The following is an 18,653-nucleotide window of genomic DNA, read 5'->3' on the forward strand; positions in this document are numbered from 1 at the left end:
AATAGTGCAGTGCAACTCAGTAATCCTGACCGTAATGGCGAAGCAGTCTATGCTCTAAAAACCGGGTCAAACCGACGATAAAGGTAACGCCAATAAGATACACTATGGCGGCAAAAAGGTAAGCATGGAAGAATTTAAAGCTAGTTGCAGCAACCTCCTGAATTCGCGCGAAAAACTCAGTATATTGGATAAGAAAAACGATGGTGCTGTCTTTAAGGTTATTAATCACCTGATTCGTTAAGGCTGGAATGGAAGACAGCAATACCTGAGGCAGTATAATCCACAAAAAGACCTGCCGTTTGTTCAACCCCTGAACGACTGCTGCCTCCGTTTCATACTTATTCAATGCGTTATAGGCCGTTGTCATGTACGCGGCATTATATGCGCCGACATTCAAGGTAAAACCTGTAACCGCCACGGTAAAAGAGGACAGGTGAATGCCAGATTGAGGTAAACCATAATAGATAACAAATAGAATAAGAATGAGTGGCGTACCGATAAAGAAATCCATGTACAGTCGAGTTATGGCTTTTACCACGGGGCGATGGCTCAGGCTCAGAAAGAAAATAATAATTCCCCACAAAAAACCGGTGATGGAAACAATCAGCGCAAGTTTACAGGTTTCTTTAATACCGTCCACAACAAGTGGCAGTTGTTCAGTCAGGTCATTAAAGAAGAGAGACCAGCCAGCGATCATCGTTGTGCCTCGCTAAAAAAACAGTGGATATCTGGATCCGTTTCTCGTAAGGCAAGATCGGTAAAAGCGCCTTCTGCACGAATCTTGCCATGATTAAGAAACGTTACGTTATCGCTTAGTAATCTGGCGAGGCGAATATCATGAGTGACGCATAATATAGTGACGCCATTGTCGTGAAGTTGCTTGATCAACATTCCGACTTCACGAGTCATGAGCGGATCAAGCGCAGACGTCGGCTCATCAAAAATAATGAGTTCTGGGTCGGTGACCATTGTACGGGCCAGGGCGACGCGCTGTTGCTGGCCGCCCGATAATTGCGAAGGGTATTTCGCGCTATGCGAGACCATATCAAGTTTTTGTAGCTCATGTAAGGCTTTCTCCCGGGCTAGTTGTCCCGGCATGCCAAACACTTTACATAGGGCAAGGGTAATATTATCCATGACGTTAAGATGGCGATACAAAGCGTAATTCTGGAAGACACAACCAACTTTTTTTCTGAACTCAAGAATAGTAAATTCCTTGTCATAAATATTTCTCCCGTGAAAATAAATATCACCATAATCAGGCTCTTCTAATCGAAGCAGACAGCGTAAAAGCGTCGTTTTTCCACAACCCGATGGCCCCATGACTACTTTCATGTCTCCCGATTGAATTTTCAGACTAACCGTATCAAGAACCTTTTTTCCTGAATATTCCTTACTTATCTCTTTTAGTTTCAGTAAAGCCATAAGTATCACCTCTATTTTTATGCTTCAACTGATGCGATATTTTTTCTCAAACACTCCGGCCAGAAGAGTAAAAACTTTATAAATAATGAAATATAATACCCCGGCAAGAGTATAGATCTGTAACCCGTTCAGCGTGATGGCTGTCAGTGACATTGCCTGCTTCGTTATTTCAGCGATACCTACAGTATAAGCAAAGGGCGTCGCTTTTAATACAGAAGAAAACTCATTGATAATACCGGGCACAGAAAATCGCAACATCTGTGGCAGTTCAATATTTATTATAACCTGTAATTGACGCATTCCTGCTACTTTCGCTACCGTAATTTCGTATGGCTCAACTAATTTAAGCGCCCCTCTGAACACCTCGGCAAGATAGCTCCCACTGATTAAGCCGACGCTGAGGTTCATGGCCACCAGAGGTGAAACATATATGCCAATCGATGGCAATCCAAAATAAACAAGAAAAACAGCAATAAGTATTGGAATTCCCCGAAGAATAAAGACCAGTACGTCGAGCATCTTCTGTAGTGGAAGGGGGGATAGTCGCCGTAATACGGCGACTGTAAGCCCGGTAAAAAACGCTGAGAGAAAACAGGTAAAGGTTACAAGCAGCGTATTACCAATCCCTTCCAATAGGAAATAAAAGATAGCCAGCATATTACCTGATGACATAGCTTACTATTTCATCCAGTTATCGACGATGTCAGATATTTTTTGTGGCCCTTGCTCTTTAAGCCATAAGTTGAAATCATCGCGCACGGGAGAGCCTTTCTTAAAGGCAATGCCAAGCTGATCAACATTCTTGAAAACATAACGGCTTTCTATCGGCATCTTTTTCTTATTTTTGAAGGTAAAATAAACAGGCTCTTCTATAAAAGCCAGATCAAGATTGCCATTTTTTAGATCAGCCATCGTCTCATTATAGGTTGGATACAATTTTACTTTACTTAACGAGTAGTATCCTTTGGGCTCCAGATCATTTTTTATAAGGTCGGAGTAAGCCATTCCTCGAGGGTATCCAATAGAATATTGATTTAATTCATTGAGGTTATTGAGCGTTATTTTATGATTGGCCATACTGACCAGATAAAAAGAGTTGATGTAATAAGGTTCAGAAAAATCAATAACTTTCTTACGTTTATCTGTGATTGAAATTCCCGAAAATGCGACATCTGCTTGACCACTCGCCACTGCGCCAAGCATTCCATCCCAGGCATATTCGGTGATGTTTAGCTTACAATGCCGTGACTGACAGTAAGACGAAAAAAGCTCCAGATCTATCCCCTGCAATTTGCCATCAGCACTTTTAAATAACATAGGGGGAGAGGCCGGTGATACTGCGACATTGAGTGTTCTCCCTTCAACGATGCTATCAGCAAAAGCTGAAGACGACATTATTCCCAACACTATCATCGATAAGCCAATTTTTTTGGATAACATGCTATCTATTTCCTGTGGTAAGGTAATGCGTATTATAAATTAAGCATTAGGGCGTGAACCTGACATTTTCAGGCGTAAAGTACTTAACGTATGTATTCCATCGCTGTTAACTAAGTTAATCAGGAGGTTTAACAGAAATCATCAAAGGGAATGGATTGAATATACCATGAGATATCAATTGGATATGAGTGCAGCGACCCCATGAAAGGTGAAAATGTAAAGATACCATAGACATTAGTATACTGGACATAGTTTATGCTCCATTTACGCATACATATTTACATGATAAGCAGATAAATGCTTCAGTGACGGTGTATTTAATGTCTCTAAGTATCATCTTACCACTCTATCCAGGGCCAATATAAAGACTTATCTTTGCTTGTCAAATACATTTTCTGAGCTAAGTTGATTTGCGTGCTATCTATATTTGCAAGCATATAAATTATTTGCCCTATGAACAAACGACAACAAATCAGGAGTTCTGACGATGTTGTTATGTTTATCAAAACGTTAACTTGTTTTAATCGATAATAATCTTAATTCAGAAATATCTTAATATATGCGGTTGCCGAGATAAAATTCTCAAATTAACATCGTACATCTTATGTAATAAATATAAATACGATAAATAAATCCAAAACTGAGACTGCCAACCGGATAACAAACAGCAATAAAGAGGGTTCTCCATTAAGTTATCCTGGCAATGGTTAAGGTGGTAACATTTTCGGTGGCTTTACCCATTTTAATCGTGTTCACAACACGTTAATTACCTTATGATTACCATGGTAATTAAAAATGAATCCTCGATGACTCGTTGGCTGAATGAAAAGAAAATTCTGCATCACATAGGCGCATGTATCGCGTATAATGGGCTCCGATGTCCCTAATCATTGCTATGACATAATAATATGTATCTTAACCGCTTTTGTTATTTACTCCTGATCTCCGCTGCGGTCGGAAGCATTTTTACATCGCATCCCGTCGCGATGTGGTTCCTGCTCGCCAATGTGCTAACGCTGGCGATCTACGGTGTAGATAAAACGGCGGCACGTAAAACCTGGCGCAGAGTGCCGGAATCCACTTTGTTGGTGTTTGGGGTTGTCGGTGGGTGGCCTGGTGCGATTGTTGGGCAACAACTCTTCCGTCATAAAACGCAAAAGCAGCCATTCAAAACATACTTTATCGTCAGTGTGATAGTGAGTATTGTAGTTACGGTGGCGATCTATCGACTCTATCCATTTTTGTCCTACTGAACATAGAGTATGGATCACTTATTGACCAACCGGCAGCAAAGACAACCTCATATTTTCATGCCACCGGCACTATGATATTGAGCGGTGTTTTGCTCAAGGCGTACCGCAGCCGATGGAACTTTATTCAGTGGAATAATGATGAGCTATAAAACTTTCTAACATTATGGCAAAACAATGATGGACTTCCTGGGTTGGATGGACAAGGTCGTTGAAGACGTATTGCGGACATATATCTAGCTGAGGGTCTTTAGCCCCGGGAACATGTACATAGCCGTGGTGAGTATAAGGGTTTTCCGTATCATAACCAATATTACTGGCCGCCTCCATTATCACCTTAAATGCATCGGCAGTCTCGTAATAGCATATTTTATGCTGGGGGTATTTTTCTTTTAATTCTTCAACATTAGTTTTTAACAGGGCATTGTGAGCGATGCTTTCATCCTTAAGCTTTCTTTTTTCATCAGAATGTTTGCCATAAGGTGTTAAAGACAAATCGGGAATCCCCATGACCAGAACATTATTAACTCCACCGGAAATTATTTTTTCAATATCATCAATTTGTTGCTCAACGACCATTATTACATTATCTTTGTGTAGTGTCATATAGTCATTAGCCCCCAATAAAAATATCGCCAGGTCCTGGTGAGAAGGGGTGTAAGATGCGACTTGTCTATCCGTATTTGATACAAAGTCACCGATGCAATTAAAGCAGGAATAGCTTGCCGATGTACTTCCCCCTTCAGCAAAATTAAGCATCTCTTTACCTAAGAAGTGTGGAGATGATAAAAACTCAGTCCAGGTAAATCCATTAGTAAACCTTCCGCCAAAGTATTGACCATAGGAGGGTAAGATATGATGTGTTTTTTCAAACATACGCCCTAAGGAGTCAGACAAGCTGTCGCCAAAAAATACCAGTCTGGTAATATCACCCAAAGAAATATTTTTGGGCTTGGGATGTGATTTATTGATTTCTTTGGCAAGACCAAAAGCTTCCGGATGACATTCAACCTCAATAGATAAAATATTGTCACCATTATCATCTTTAATAATCAACTTATCGGCGTGTTCCTGTGATTCTATAATAAACTGTTCTTTACATCCCTGAGACGCTAAGGCTCGAAGTTTGATGTAGGCTCCGCGAACCTGTACCGGTGTTAGATTCAGTTCCTGATGGTGGTAAAGATTAAAGATACATTCGAGCGCCTCTGCATGGTGGGTGGTAAAGAAATATGCTTTGATTTTCTCCCATAAACTTAATTCCGGAAGGCGTGCGCTTTCTTTTATCGCATTAAATTTTTCAGAACTGATAGATGATGTGAAATAACCCTGTCCAACACTCAATGGCATAGTGTCCTCCTTACTTTATTAAACACGCTTTAGCAAAACATTAATTAGCAAATATTAGCAAGAAAAGTAATCAGGTAAATGGTGTATATGGAATTACGCTTCTTTAACAGTTTTTCGTCGCCAATAAAATACATACAATGTTTATTGTTTTTCAACGAAGTAAATATATCATCAACAACGTGAGGTTAATACCTGGTACATATTATCTGACTGCTATCATTATTGAGTGTGCGCCTGGCTAAGGCAAAGATCTAAAAAAGAAGCCACTCCTGATTTTAGTGTGCTGGCGTGAGTATGAGCTGGCTTGATACTCAGGAAAATTAGGTAAACTTATCATTCAACTATTATTTTCAAGGGGTTGGTGTTTTATATAATGTGTTGATTTCTATTTTTATATTAAATATTTCTTAAGTGAGTTAACTATAATGAGTGATGATTCAATTATTAAAAACTCTTCAATGCTTTTGGCCTATTTAGGTGGTCTGGGATGGGGGAGCGCCTATTTTTATGGCTGGGGCGTCTCCGCGTACTATGGTTTCCCGTGGTGGTATGTAGGCGTCGGCCCTGACAACATTGCCCGAAGTCTATTCCATGCGATTAGCCTGATGGCTATATTCATAATAGCATGGGGAGTGGGTATCTTATTGTTTTTTCTAGTAAAGCAAAAAGCACGTATCCACGACCTTAGCTTCTTACGCCTTTTTTTGGCAGCGGTTTTGTTCTTTATTCCAATTGTTATCGAGTTTTCTCTCTTAACAGAATCGTTTTTGTGGGAGCTTTTTTTTATCATTTTACTGGTGGCTTTATGCTTATCGGTGGGGATGCGTTTTTATAGTAAATTGATGCCAGTGATTTGTTTTACGCAACTCAGTTGGGTGCGAAGGCATTGTTTCACTATAGTTATGCTTGGTTTTATTATATATTTTTTTATATTTTCTTTTTTTGTTGGGATCTATAAGCCACAATTAAAGAAAGAATACGAAATGATATTGTATGATGGAGGCTGGTACTACGTCCTGGCCAGATATCATGATAGTTTTATTTTGTCGAAATCCTTTACTAAAAATAACAATAGATTTATTATTTTTAGACCAGAAGATGGACACTCTTATGAAATTACCCTGGTAAAAGTCAGACTTTAATAAAATACTGGTTGGCAAGAGCGTGAAATGACGCCAGAGCTTCCCATAGCAGAGATTAGAGAAAGAACTGAGCGCCCATATCTGTAGGCTGTGGAATAGCAATGCCGGGAAGGGCATGGCATGACACTTTATCTGACATTACCATTTGAGTGACAGGTTAGCAGATGTTTCAGGCCAAACCCAACTTGAACTGGAGCGCTCAGAAGCCGATTACCTACATAACAAATATTGGCCGCAAGCTTATGCTGTGGGCGAAATATACGACCGCTATTAGCCAGACTGGCTGTTAACTTATTTACCTTCCCATAGTAACCTATAACAGGGCTCCCTGAGGCATTGGCTAGCATCTGTGCATTGGAAAAACAGCTTCCATTTGCACTATAGCAACTTATAAAGTTTATTGCCTCATGAGAGTTGCTAATATGGCGGATTGATTTGAAAAGTGATGATGACTGACTTGCCCCGGAACCGTACCGATTTTCATGTTGAACAACAAAAGGGGCACCATGTTTACAAATCGAAATAGGCATGGATTATTACCTGAGATTGATTTCAAATTAACAATAATGATGACGCTTTTGGGTATTAAAAAACTTTCAAATAACGCTCATTTGATTTTTTGTCCACATTGATTAAGCCTGGAAAGACACAGGGTTGAGATATTTTCGCTACTCGACGGCGGTGTATCGAAGTTGTGATGTTACGTTCTTACAAGACTGACATCTGTATATCATAACTTTTATTCACTACCACCTGGTGAGTAAATAAAAACTATTGAGTAAATATTTACTTCTGGGTAATAGGGCCGGACTCACCTGGCATTACCTCTGTACCCCAGTCGGGCAGGACATTGCAGCTTAGAAAGGAAGCTTTGGCGTTTATTGTCTGTGGCCAAAAAAAGTTCCCGTGAGCTGAATATGCTGAATGTGAACTGTTTCTTGATGACCTATGCCGGTAAGTTATAAGCGATTGATTTTTATATTGTGTGTAATTTTACAATTACATAAACATTAAATTCTGATAGTATACCCCCCTATAGTATATGGAGGTCGAATGCCGCATTCACCTGAAGATAAAAAACGTATCCTTACCCGTGTTCGTCGCATACGCGGGCAGGTTGAAGCGCTGGAGCGGGCGCTTGAGTCTGGCGAACCTTGTCTGGCGATTCTGCAACAGATTGCCGCCGTGCGCGGCGCGTCTAATGGCCTGATGAGTGAAATGGTTGAAATCCATCTGAAAGATGAGCTGGTCAGCGGGGAAACTACGCCAGATCAGCGCGCGGTTCGGATGGCGGAAATCGGCCATCTCCTTCGCGCTTATCTAAAATAACAATTTCCTTCACCGTAACAGGAAGAGATATATGAAATCACGTGCAGCAGTTGCTTTTGGTCCCGGTCAGCCGTTAAAAATTGTCGAGATTGACGTTGCGCCGCCGAAAAAAGGCGAAGTTCTGGTCAAAATCACCCATACCGGCGTTTGTCATACCGATGCTTTTACCCTTTCCGGCGATGATCCGGAAGGCGTATTCCCGGCAGTACTGGGTCACGAAGGCGGCGGCGTGGTAGTTGAGGTCGGCGAGGGGGTCACCAGCCTGAAACCCGGCGACCATGTTATTCCACTGTATACGGCGGAATGCGGCGAGTGTAAGTTCTGTAAGTCCGGTAAAACTAACCTTTGTCAGGCCGTACGCGCCACTCAGGGAAAAGGGCTGATGCCGGATGGCACTACTCGCTTTTCTTATAACGGCGAACCCGTTTATCACTATATGGGAACCAGCACGTTCAGCGAATATACCGTTTGCGCGGAAATTTCTCTGGCGAAAGTGAACCCGCAGGCGCCGCTGGATAAAGTGTGTCTGTTGGGCTGCGGCGTGACGACGGGTATTGGCGCCGTCCATAACACCGCTAAAGTGAAAGCGGGCGACACCGTTGCCGTTTTTGGTTTAGGCGGTATTGGGCTGGCGGTTATTCAGGGCGCGGTTCAGGCTAAAGCCGGGCGTATTTTAGCTGTCGACACGAATCCGGAAAAATTTACGCTGGCGGGCGAAATGGGGGCCACGGACTTTATTAATCCGAATGATTACGACAAACCGATCCAGGACGTTATTGTTGAGCTTACTGATGGCGGCGTAGATTTCAGTTTTGAATGTATCGGCAACGTTAACGTGATGCGAGCAGCGCTGGAATGTTGTCATAAAGGCTGGGGCGAAAGCATTATTATTGGCGTAGCGGGGGCAGGGCAGGAAATCAAAACCCGTCCCTTCCAGCTAGTGACCGGTCGCGTCTGGCGTGGCTCCGCTTTTGGCGGCGTGAAAGGGCGCACGCAGCTGCCAGGGATGGTAGAAGATGCGATGAACGGTAAAATCCGTTTAGATCCTTTTATTACTCACCGCCTGCCGCTGGAGCAGATTAACGATGCCTTTGAACTGATGCATCAGGGTAAATCCATCCGTACTGTTATCCACTTTGGCGATAACTGATTCATCCGCCAGCGGATTTTCCGCTGGCGCTTTTCTGAATTTTCTGGAATGAATGTTGTGAAAATGTGACGAAGGCGATGCTTTTCGCGGTAAGCAAACGTCACGAAGTGCCGATGACTATCTAACGGGCGTGTTTTACGCATAAAACCTACAAGAGAGTCGACGGTCATGGGCAACACATTCTCGATGCAAGCCTCGCATAAACTGAGCTTCCTGCATCATATTCGGCTGGTTCCGCTGTTTTCCTCCATTCTCGGTGGCATCCTTCTTCTTTTTGCTTTGAGCGCCGGGCTGGCAGGCTATTTTCTGTTACAGGCCGATCGCGATCAGCGTGATGTCACGGACGAGATTCAGGTACGGATGGGATTATCCAACAGCGCTAACCACTTACGTACCGCACGTATCAATATGATCCACGCTGGCGCGGCGAGCCGGATTGCTGAAATGGATGAAATGAAAGCCAATATTGCCGCTGCGGAAACGCGGATCAAGCAGTCTCAGGACGGCTTTAACGCTTATATGTCCAGAGCGGTGAAAACACCCGCCGATGACGCGCTGGATAACGAGTTAAACGCCCGCTACACCGCCTATATCAACGGCCTGCAACCGATGCTGAAATTTGCCAAAAATGGCATGTTCGAAGCGATCATTAATCATGAAAACGAGCAGGCAAAACAACTGGATGCCGCATATAACCATGTCCTGTTGAAAGCGATTGAACTGCGCACCGAGCGGGCGAGACTACTTAGCGAGCAGGCTTACCAACGTACCCGGCTCGGTATGATGTTTATGATTGGCGCATTTACGTTGGCGCTGGTATTGACGTTAATGACCTTCATGGTGCTGCGTCGCACGGTGATACGACCCTTGCAGCAGTCTGCGTCACGTATCGAACGCATTGCGGCGGGCGATCTGACCATGGCTGACGAGCCCACAGGGCGCAGTGAAATTGGTCGCCTGAGTCATCATCTTCAGCAGATGCAGCATGCGTTGCAACAAACGGTAGGGGCGGTGCGTCAGGGGGCGGAGGAAATTTATCGAGGCACCAGCGAAATTACCGCCGGTAATACGGATTTATCTTCTCGTACTGAACAGCAGGCTGCCGCCATTGAACAGACCGCGGCCAGTATGGAACAGTTGACGGCAACCGTTAAGCAGAATGCGGATAATGCGCATCACGCCAGCAAACTGGCGGAAGATGCTTCCGGTAAAGCCAGCCGCGGAGGCCAGATGGTTTCCGGGGTCGTACAAACGATGGGGAATATTTCCACCAGCTCGAAAAAAATCTCGGAAATTACCGCCGTCATTAACAGTATCGCTTTCCAGACCAACATCCTGGCGCTGAACGCGGCGGTCGAGGCGGCACGCGCCGGGGAACAAGGACGCGGTTTTGCGGTGGTCGCCAGTGAGGTTCGTACCCTCGCCAGTCGCAGCGCGCAGGCGGCAAAAGAGATTGAAGGCTTGATCGGCGCATCGGTCAGCCTGATTGAACAAGGATCTGAAGAGGTTATCGCTGCGGGGAGCACCATGAATGAGATTGTGGATGCCGTCAAACGCGTCACCGATATTATGCTCGACATCGCGGCAGCCTCTGATGAGCAAAGTCGCGGTATTGTTCAGGTCAGTCAGGCGATTTCTGAGATGGACAAGGTTACGCAACAAAACGCGTCGCTGGTCGAAGAGGCGTCCGCGGCGGCGGCTTCGCTTGAAGTACAGGCCGCCCGCTTGACGCAAGCCGTTGATGCGTTTCGTTTACAGGATACTGGCGCGACGATGCGATCATCCTTCCTTTAATAAGCGTCGCGCCAGCGGGCTATTTTAGCCGCGGGCGCGTTTAATGTCCGACAGCCGCTATCACAGCGGCATCGATTTACGGATCGCCGCAATCAGCATTTGCGCCCCGGTTGAGAGCGGGATATCAACTCGCGTAAGAATACCTATCGGTTCGCCTGCGCTCTGGGTCGGCACGGGTAATGAGACCAGCGTCGCCTGGCGAAGATCTTCTTTAACCGCGCCAGAGGGGACGAACCAGACGTAATCGTAATCTACGGTCAGTTGTCGTGATAACGATGCGGATAGCGTTTCGATACATCCGGCAGGCATTTTACACCCCTGGCTTTGCAACAGGGCTTCCGCATTCTGGCGCGGTACCGTGCCTTTTGGCGAGACGACTACCGGCCACTCCATAACCCGACTGAGCGTGATCGTCTCCTGTAACAGGGGATGACCGGGGCGTACCACTAATTTAAGCGATTCTAAAAACAGCAGTTCGTAATTTAAACCGCCCATTAATTCCGGGTCTGACATGCGGCCAATACCCAGATCGATCTCGCCTGATTTCAGACCTGCAAGCAACATCGTATTGTTCATGGTCGCGACCTGTAACGAGGTCGATTTTTGCTGTTGATGGAACCGCCCAATAGCCGCCGGGAGTATACCCAGCGCAGCGGTGGGGAGCGCGCCAACACGCACCACATCGGCGCTGGCGTCCTCTTTGCGATTCAGCGCCTGCCCGGCGGTATTCAATGCATCTAATACTTTTACCGCATGAGTCAAAAATTGTTCGCCAGGAACCGTTAATTGCGCGCCCAGTCGCCCGCGTTCGAACAGACGGGTTCCGGTGAGTTGTTCCAGTTCGTTCAGCGTTTTAGAAAGCGCTGGCTGGCTCAGGTTAAGGGTTTCAGCCGCGCGCCCCAGCGTTCCCTGTTGCGCAACGGCGACAAATGTATGAAGGTGGCGCAACCGAATGCGCTGACTAAACAGACCATTTTTTTCCATAAGCGATGTTAAAAACAGAGCCGTGCGGGTGACAAGTAAAGTTGTTTGTTTTTGATAACCTGATAGCAAAATATTATTAACATTTTACCATTTCAAGTTACAACTGTTTTATTTTACTGATGATTCAACTGCCGTTAAGCGTGTTAAGCCGCGATCTGGTCGGGGATATGCAGCTCATGTCAATCCGTTCTGCATAATGAATTCAGGTCGGATCACACTTTATAAATTCTTCTCCCCGGAATGGATGAGGTTTTCTACACTCCAGGTAACATTCACTGGAGGCATGACATTATGGCGAACACCATCACGGCAGATGAGATTCGGGAACACTTTTCGCAGGCAATGTCGGCAATGTACCAGCAGGAAGTTCCGCAGTACGGTACGTTACTGGAACTTGTGGCTGACGTGAATCTGGCGGTGCTGGAAAATAATCCCAAACTGCATGAGCAGTTGGCTAATGCCGATGAACTGGCGCGATTGAACGTGGAACGACATGGCGCCATTCGTGTTGGCACCGCAGAAGAACTTTCTACCTTGCGTCGGATATTCGCCATCATGGGGATGTACCCAGTAAGTTATTACGATCTCTCTCAGGCGGGCGTGCCTGTGCACTCCACGGCATTTCGTCCCATTGACGAGGCTTCGCTCTCGCGTAATCCCTTTCGCATGTTCACTTCGCTATTACGCCTGGAGCTCATTGAAAACGCGGCATTACGCCAGCGGGCGGCGGAAATCTTATCGCAGCGGGATATTTTTACATCGCGCTGCCGACAATTGCTGGATGAGTACGACGAGCAGGGCGGTTTTAGTGCTGCTCAGGCCGAAGAGTTCGTCCGTGAAACGCTGGAGACTTTTCGCTGGCATCGTCAGGCTACCGTTGATGAAGAAACGTACCGCAGCCTGCATCGTGAGCATCGTTTAATTGCCGACGTGGTCTGTTTTCCGGGATGCCACATTAACCATCTGACGCCACGTACTCTGGATATCGACCGGGTACAGGCCATGATGCCGGAGTGCGGCATTACGCCTAAAATTCTTATCGAAGGTCCGCCTCGCCGCGAAGTGCCTATTCTGTTGCGGCAAACCAGTTTCAAAGCTCTGGAAGAGCAGGTGCTCTTCGTTGATGAAAAGCAGGGTACGCACACGGCGCGCTTCGGCGAAATTGAGCAACGTGGCGTCGCGCTGACGCCAAAAGGTCGTCGATTATATGACGAACTGTTGCACAAGGCGGGAACGGGTAAGGATAACTTCACGCATCAACTCCATTTGCGGGAGGTCTTTAACGCCTTTCCGGATAGCGAATTTCTGCTTCGCCAGCAGGGGCTTGCCTGGTTCCGCTATCGCTTAACGCCTTCCGGCGAGGCGCATCGTCAGGCGATCCATCCTGGCGACGATCCGCAGCCGCTTATTGAGCGCGGTTGGGTAATCGCGCAGCCGATTATCTATGAAGATTTTCTTCCGGTCAGCGCAGCCGGCATTTTTCAGTCGAATTTGGGAAATGAAACGCTGGCCAGAAGCCACGGCAATGCCAGCCGCGACGCCTTTGAACAGGCGCTGGGATGTGCAGTACGGGATGAATTTTCGTTATATCAGGAAGCGGAAGAACGCAGTAAACGCCGTTGCGGTCTGCTTTAAAAGCGGTAAGCTTCACAGGCTGTGAGGATACTGTAAAAGGAAGGCGTTATGTTGAATCCCTCCATCCCGCTGGTGTCGACGCGTCACGGTAAAATCGTGGGCGTCGTACAGGAAGAAATCCATATCTGGCGCGGTATACCTTATGCCGCGCCGCCAACAGGGGAGCTACGCTGGCGTGCGCCGCAGCCTGTTACGCCCTGGCAGGATGTGCGCCAGGCGGATTGTTTCTCCTGCGCCAGTTGGCAGGATATTACCTGGTGTCGCGAACTCGGCGGCGGCGATCCGGGAAATTTTTCCGAAGACTGTCTCTATCTGAACGTCTGGGCTCCCGCCGTGCGTCATGAACCGTTGCCGGTCATGGTCTGGCTACACGGCGGCGGTTACACCATTGGCGCGGGAAGTTTGCCGCCCTATGACGGTCAAGCGCTGGCGAAGCGCGGCGCGATCGTGGTGACGGTCAATTATCGGCTTGGCCATCTGGGCTTTTTCGCGCATCCGGCGCTGGAAGGCGAAGAGGCGGAGTGTATTCATAATTTCGCTTTACTCGATCAAATCGCTGCGCTGCGTTGGGTGCAGGACAATATTGCCGCGTTTGGCGGCGATACGCAGAATGTGACGTTATTTGGCGAATCCGCCGGCGCCCGCAGCGTGCTGTCGTTGATGGCTTCGCCGTTGGCGAAGGGGCTTTTTCATAAAGCGATTATTCAGAGTGGTTATACGCTGCCGGATACGCCCCGCGAGGTGGCGCTAAAAAAAGGCGTTGCGCTGGCGGAACATCTTGGTTTAGCCCATGCCACTGCCGAACAGCTACGCGCTTTACCGGCAGAGACGTTTTGGCCGCTGGACGCGCCTTTTAAAATTGCGCCGACGCCGATTTCCGGCGACGTCGTGCTGCCGCATCCGATGCTGGAAACCTTCTTTGCGGCGAAACAGCATCCGATACCGGTGATGATCGGCTCGAATAGCGATGAAGCCAGCGTATTGGCAGTTTTTGGCGTCGATATTGCCGGTCAAATTCAAAAAATGCGCCATGAGCGGCGTGTTGGCCTGGGGTTAATCCGGCTGCTTTATCCTGGAGTGAAAGGCGACGAAGCACTAGGGCGGCAGGTCTGTCGGGATATGGTATTTACCACGTTGGGTTATGTCGTCATGCAAGCGCAGCAGCGGATCGGCGAACCGTGCTGGCGTTACTGGTTTGATTATGTCGCCGAAGCGGAGCATAACACTTACGCGAATGGTGCCTGTCATGGCAATGAAATACCGTATGTATTCGATACGTTAACGCGGGCTGAGCCCACATGCCATTATGTGAATGAGAATGACCTGGCCTTTGCCTCGCAGGTGGCGGATTACTGGGTGAATTTCGCTCGTCATGCCAGCCGCACGCGCGACGTGCTGCACGGCCCGGTTCGCTGGCCCGCCAGCATTCGGGGGCGAGATCGTCTGTTGCGGATTGGGCTGAACAAACTTGCCGGTTTTAAAGTGGAAAACCGCTTTATGCGTGCGCGTCTGGCGCTGTTTAAACGAGTCATGAAACATCACGTTAGTCTGGAATAAACTTTTCATAACCTGAAGAATGCTGCGTGAGGTTTACATCCGATTAGGTCGGTTCTTATCGACATAAAATATTTACGCTTTTGCACAGTTTCCAGGCGACCAACAATTGGATTATTAATGAATTTTGTCTAGAGTGAGCGGTCAGAAACGGGCACATTCTTGCTGCTGAAAAAACCAGCGCGGGACCATTCACAAGACCAGAAGGACTCATTTTCAGGTATGAATCGTAGACGATTTATTAAAGGTTCAATGGCAATGGCCGCCGTGTGCGGTTCCAGCGGTATTGCTTCCCTCTTTTCTCAGGCGGCGTTTGCCGCGGAATCCGATATTGCGGATGGTAAAATTGTCCGTTTTGATTTTGCTGGTCTGCAATCAATGGCCCAGGCGTTAGCGAAAAAGCCCTGGGGCGGCGCGCCGGGACCCTTGCCGGATACGCTCGCCAATCTGACGCCGCAGGCCTATAACAGCATTCAGTATGACGCGGCGCATTCACTCTGGAACGGTGTTGCCAATCGGCAGCTCGATATTCAGTTTTTCCACGTAGGGATGGGCTTTCGTCGTCGCGTACGCATGTTTTCCGTTGATACGACGACGCATCTTGCTCGCGAGATCCATTTTCGTCCGGAACTGTTTAAATACAACGATGCCGGCGTCGACACGACGCAACTGGAAGGGCAGAGCGATCTCGGTTTCGCCGGTTTCCGTGTCTTTAAAGCACCGGAACTGGCGCGGCGCGATGTCGTCTCCTTCCTGGGCGCCAGTTACTTCCGGGCGGTAGATGATACTTATCAGTATGGCCTGTCGGCTCGCGGGCTGGCGATAGATACCTATACTGACGGTCAGGAAGAGTTCCCTGACTTCACTGCATTCTGGTTTGACACCGCCAAGCCGGGCGATACTACGTTTACCGTTTACGCTCTGCTGGACAGCGCCAGCGTGACGGGCGCGTATAAATTTGTGATCCATTGCGAAAAATCGCAGGTGATCATGGATGTAGAAAACCATCTCTATGCCCGTAAAGATATTAAGCAACTTGGCATTGCGCCGATGACCAGTATGTTTAGCTGTGGGAATAATGAACGCCGGGTATGCGACACCATTCATCCGCAAATTCACGATTCCGATCGGCTGGCGATGTGGCGGGGTAACGGCGAGTGGATTTGCCGCCCGCTGAATAATCCGCAGAAATTGCAGTTCAATGCATATATGGACGATAACCCGAAAGGGTTCGGCCTGCTGCAACTCGATCGCGATTTCTCGCATTATCAGGATGTGATGGGCTGGTACAACAAACGTCCGAGCCTGTGGGTGGAGCCGCGCAGTAAGTGGGGGAAAGGTGCAGTTAGCCTGATGGAGATCCCAACCACTGGTGAAACTCTGGATAATGTGGTCTGTTTCTGGCAGCCGGAAAAAGCGATCAAAGCCGGGGATACGCTGGCGTTCAATTATCGTTTGTACTGGAGCGCGCAGCCGCCGGTACAATCGCCGCTTGCGCGGGTCATGGCGACCCGTACAGGGATGGGCGGCTTTCCCGAAGGTTGGGCGCCGGGCGAGCATTACCCGGATAAATGGGCGCGCCGTTTTGCTATTGATTTTGTCGGCGGCGATCTGAAAGCGGCCGCGCCAAAAGGCATTGAGCCGGTAATTACACTCTCCAGTGGCGAGGCGAAGCAGATTGAGATCCTCTACGTAGAGCCTTTCGACGGTTATCGTATCCAGTTTGACTGGTATCCGACCTCGGATTCTACGGCACCGGTGGATATGCGTATGTTCCTGCGCTGCCAGGGGGAGGCTATCAGCGAAACCTGGCTGTATCAGTATTTCCCGCCCGCGCCGGATAAGCGCCGTTATGTCGACGATCGTATCATGCGTTAGTCAGTTTGCCTTCTGTACCGCCACAAAGGCGGTACAGGTTGCGGAAATTGCCCTGACATAAACCCATTCGTGATCCGCTGTTTTTGTGACACGGCCTTTTCATCGTTCTATTTTTGCAACAGTCCTTCCTGTTTATCCCTCTCGATCCTGCGGACAGGGGACATTAAGATAGCTTCACCTTATTTAAGATATAAAGTGAATATAATGAAAAAGAGTTTTCTTGGTGCTGTCCTGTCTCTGGGTTTATTAAGTGCTGCTCATGCAGATGTATATAAATTTGATAATACGCATACCAATGCGGTATTTAATATCGATCATTTCCAGACCTCAACCAATCATGGCGGGTTTTATGCTATTAGCGGCGAACTGAAATATCAGCCGGAAAAGCAAGTCGCAGAGATGCGTGTGACGATTCCCGTGAGCGCCTTAAATACCGGGGTGGATGCGTTTGATAACCATATTCGCAGTAGCGATATTCTGGATGCGGAAAAATATCCAGAAATAGTATTTAAATCGACAAAATGGCATTTTGAAGATAATAAACCAGTTTCTATTGACGGTTTGTTAACAATGAAGGGAGTAACTAAGCCCGTCACCTTAACCACCACCAAGTTTGGCTGTTATATGAGCCCGATATTCAAGGCGCAGGTTTGCGGTGGTGATTTTGTCACGCAAATAGATCGCACCCAGTGGGGTGTAGATTATCTGGTCGATATGGGGATGACGAAAGTTGTCGATATAAAAATCCAGGCAGAAGCGGTTAAGCAATAAAGGGAATAATGATGAAAATTATTGTATGTTAAGGGTGCTTGGCTATTTGAAGCTTCGCTGATTTCAGGCCGCACTGCCACGATTTTAAAGTGGGACTATGTCACTAAATAGTTGATGGCAACTATTTCGGATTCAGATATGTTAAATTGTCCTACTACTTGAGCTTGTAACCAACGGTTATTTTGTCCCTGATGTCTCTGTAGATTTGATTTTTTCGATCGCAATAATATTGCCTGACATCGCTTCATTGAGCACTTCGACGGCCGTGCTGGCATCGCGATTCTTTATCGACATGTAGACCTTGATATGGGCTTCCACACTTTCAAGGGTAATACCCAGCGCACGGTTAAGCTCTTCAAGATAGTAGTAATAGATGTCTTTAATCGAGCTCATCACGTTGTAGAACACGCTGTTGTGCGATGCCCTGACAATCGCCAGATGGAACTCGTAGTCCGCTTCCGAGTATTTTTTATAATCACCTTTGTGGATCAGCATGTTGTTCAATGCTTCCTCGAGCTGGCGAATGTCATCATCGGTGGCGTGTGTGACGGCGAGCTCCACGCATTTGAACTCCACGGTCTGACGAAAAATCATCATATCGTGAAACTCTTCGCGGCTAAGGTGCATGATTGGGCGGGGATCGTTACTCAACATCTGCGGGGTGAAATTTTCGCTCACGTAGCTGCCGCTGCCCTGACGCGTCACTACAATCCCCAGGTCACGAAAACGCTGTACTGCGCTGCGAACGCTGACCCGGCTGACGTTAAATGAGGTGGTCAGTTCCGCTTCTGAGGGCAAACGGCTACCCGGCGCCCAACTGCCGTCCAGCAGTTTGCTGCTTATCTGATCATAAATTTCATTTACAACATTCTGTTTTTGAATGGATTTTATGCTCAAGATGGGTATCCGTTAAGATGTCGCCGAAGTGCTTTATTATATAACAATTCTCTT

At 47.2% G+C, this 18,653-nt stretch carries 17 protein-coding genes; 9 read left to right on the forward strand and 8 right to left on the reverse strand.

The genetic code is table 11. The features are described from left to right. Positions 1-16 precede the first annotated feature (16 nt). Genes ACLJPQ_RS08075 through ACLJPQ_RS08090 form a run of 4 tightly spaced genes read right to left on the reverse strand, consistent with a single transcriptional unit; the run spans position 17 to position 2,865 of the window. Positions 17-697, reverse strand: coding sequence for an amino acid ABC transporter permease (locus ACLJPQ_RS08075; RefSeq protein WP_000560165.1), 681 nt, complete (start codon positions 695-697; stop codon positions 17-19). Then, positions 694-1,425 carry an amino acid ABC transporter ATP-binding protein gene (locus ACLJPQ_RS08080; RefSeq protein ID WP_001196336.1) on the reverse strand — a complete coding sequence of 244 codons (732 nt, stop codon included), beginning with the start codon at positions 1,423-1,425 and terminating at the stop codon, positions 694-696. The genes ACLJPQ_RS08075 and ACLJPQ_RS08080 overlap by 4 nt, the downstream gene beginning before the upstream one ends. A 24-nt stretch (positions 1,426-1,449) precedes the next feature. Next, a complete protein-coding gene (locus tag ACLJPQ_RS08085) occupies positions 1,450-2,097 on the reverse strand; it encodes an amino acid ABC transporter permease (RefSeq protein ID WP_017441315.1) in 648 nt (215 codons plus the stop codon). Between the two features lie 6 nt (positions 2,098-2,103). Then, positions 2,104-2,865, reverse strand: coding sequence for a transporter substrate-binding domain-containing protein (locus ACLJPQ_RS08090; RefSeq protein ID WP_000949379.1), 762 nt, complete (start codon positions 2,863-2,865; stop codon positions 2,104-2,106). A 908-nt stretch (positions 2,866-3,773) separates the two neighbouring features. On the opposite strand from ACLJPQ_RS08090, the gene ACLJPQ_RS08095 reads away from it, so the two are divergent. Then, the gene (locus ACLJPQ_RS08095) at positions 3,774-4,118 is read left to right on the forward strand and encodes a DUF1294 domain-containing protein (protein WP_000281191.1); all 345 of its coding nucleotides are present in this window, start codon (positions 3,774-3,776) and stop codon (positions 4,116-4,118) included. Between the two features lie 120 nt (positions 4,119-4,238). Here ACLJPQ_RS08095 and sseJ read toward each other — a convergent pair whose 3' ends face one another. After that, entirely contained in the window at positions 4,239-5,465 is a 1,227-nt protein-coding gene (gene sseJ, locus ACLJPQ_RS08100) for an SPI-2 type III secretion system effector SseJ (RefSeq protein ID WP_001131425.1), read from the reverse strand. Positions 5,466-5,890: 425 nt separating this feature from the next. Here sseJ and ACLJPQ_RS08105 point away from each other — a divergent pair, with 425 nt between their 5' ends. Beyond that, positions 5,891-6,607 carry a hypothetical protein gene (locus ACLJPQ_RS08105; protein WP_001588428.1) on the forward strand — a complete coding sequence of 239 codons (717 nt, stop codon included), beginning with the start codon at positions 5,891-5,893 and terminating at the stop codon, positions 6,605-6,607. Positions 6,608-6,735: 128 nt separating this feature from the next. Here the strand turns inward: ACLJPQ_RS08105 and ACLJPQ_RS08110 are convergent, their stop codons facing one another. After that, positions 6,736-7,137 (reverse strand): effector protein, encoded by a 402-nt coding sequence (locus ACLJPQ_RS08110; RefSeq protein WP_077916081.1) that lies wholly within the window; start codon positions 7,135-7,137, stop codon positions 6,736-6,738. Positions 7,138-7,660: 523 nt separating this feature from the next. Here ACLJPQ_RS08110 and ACLJPQ_RS08115 point away from each other — a divergent pair. The 3 genes from ACLJPQ_RS08115 (at position 7,661) to ACLJPQ_RS08125 (ending at position 10,880) form a co-directional block, all read left to right on the forward strand. Then, positions 7,661-7,936 carry a metal/formaldehyde-sensitive transcriptional repressor gene (locus ACLJPQ_RS08115; protein WP_001120770.1) on the forward strand — a complete coding sequence of 92 codons (276 nt, stop codon included), beginning with the start codon at positions 7,661-7,663 and terminating at the stop codon, positions 7,934-7,936. A 31-nt stretch (positions 7,937-7,967) separates the two neighbouring features. Then, positions 7,968-9,086 (forward strand): S-(hydroxymethyl)glutathione dehydrogenase/class III alcohol dehydrogenase, encoded by a 1,119-nt coding sequence (locus tag ACLJPQ_RS08120; RefSeq protein ID WP_000842141.1) that lies wholly within the window; start codon positions 7,968-7,970, stop codon positions 9,084-9,086. A 168-nt stretch (positions 9,087-9,254) separates the two neighbouring features. Beyond that, positions 9,255-10,880 (forward strand): methyl-accepting chemotaxis protein, encoded by a 1,626-nt coding sequence (locus tag ACLJPQ_RS08125; RefSeq protein WP_080184722.1) that lies wholly within the window; start codon positions 9,255-9,257, stop codon positions 10,878-10,880. A 60-nt stretch (positions 10,881-10,940) separates the two neighbouring features. On the opposite strand, the gene ACLJPQ_RS08130 is transcribed toward ACLJPQ_RS08125, so the two are convergent. Next, complete coding sequence (locus ACLJPQ_RS08130) at positions 10,941-11,864, reverse strand: LysR substrate-binding domain-containing protein (RefSeq protein WP_000414259.1); 924 nt, start codon at positions 11,862-11,864, stop codon at positions 10,941-10,943. Positions 11,865-12,155: 291 nt separating this feature from the next. On the opposite strand from ACLJPQ_RS08130, the gene ACLJPQ_RS08135 reads away from it, so the two are divergent. From ACLJPQ_RS08135 to ACLJPQ_RS08150, 4 genes are all read left to right on the forward strand, one after another. Next, positions 12,156-13,499, forward strand: a complete 1,344-nt coding sequence (locus tag ACLJPQ_RS08135) for a VOC family protein (RefSeq protein ID WP_063809261.1) — start codon at positions 12,156-12,158, stop codon at positions 13,497-13,499. Between the two features lie 48 nt (positions 13,500-13,547). Next, entirely contained in the window at positions 13,548-15,056 is a 1,509-nt protein-coding gene (locus ACLJPQ_RS08140; RefSeq protein ID WP_080184721.1) for a carboxylesterase/lipase family protein, read from the forward strand. Between the two features lie 219 nt (positions 15,057-15,275). Beyond that, positions 15,276-16,931 (forward strand): glucan biosynthesis protein D, encoded by a 1,656-nt coding sequence (locus ACLJPQ_RS08145; protein ID WP_001081947.1) that lies wholly within the window; start codon positions 15,276-15,278, stop codon positions 16,929-16,931. Positions 16,932-17,126: 195 nt separating this feature from the next. Further along, positions 17,127-17,702, forward strand: coding sequence for a YceI family protein (locus ACLJPQ_RS08150; protein WP_001024319.1), 576 nt, complete (start codon positions 17,127-17,129; stop codon positions 17,700-17,702). Positions 17,703-17,879: 177 nt separating this feature from the next. On the opposite strand, the gene ACLJPQ_RS08155 is transcribed toward ACLJPQ_RS08150, so the two are convergent. Continuing rightward, on the reverse strand, positions 17,880-18,599 hold the full coding sequence (locus ACLJPQ_RS08155) for a FadR/GntR family transcriptional regulator (RefSeq protein WP_000023780.1): 720 nt from the start codon (positions 18,597-18,599) through the stop codon (positions 17,880-17,882). Positions 18,600-18,653: the final 54 nt, after the last annotated feature.

It is taken from the genome of Salmonella sp. SAL04213 (assembly GCF_046550535.1).
In the GTDB taxonomy this organism is placed as follows: Bacteria; Pseudomonadota; Gammaproteobacteria; order Enterobacterales; family Enterobacteriaceae; genus Salmonella; species Salmonella enterica.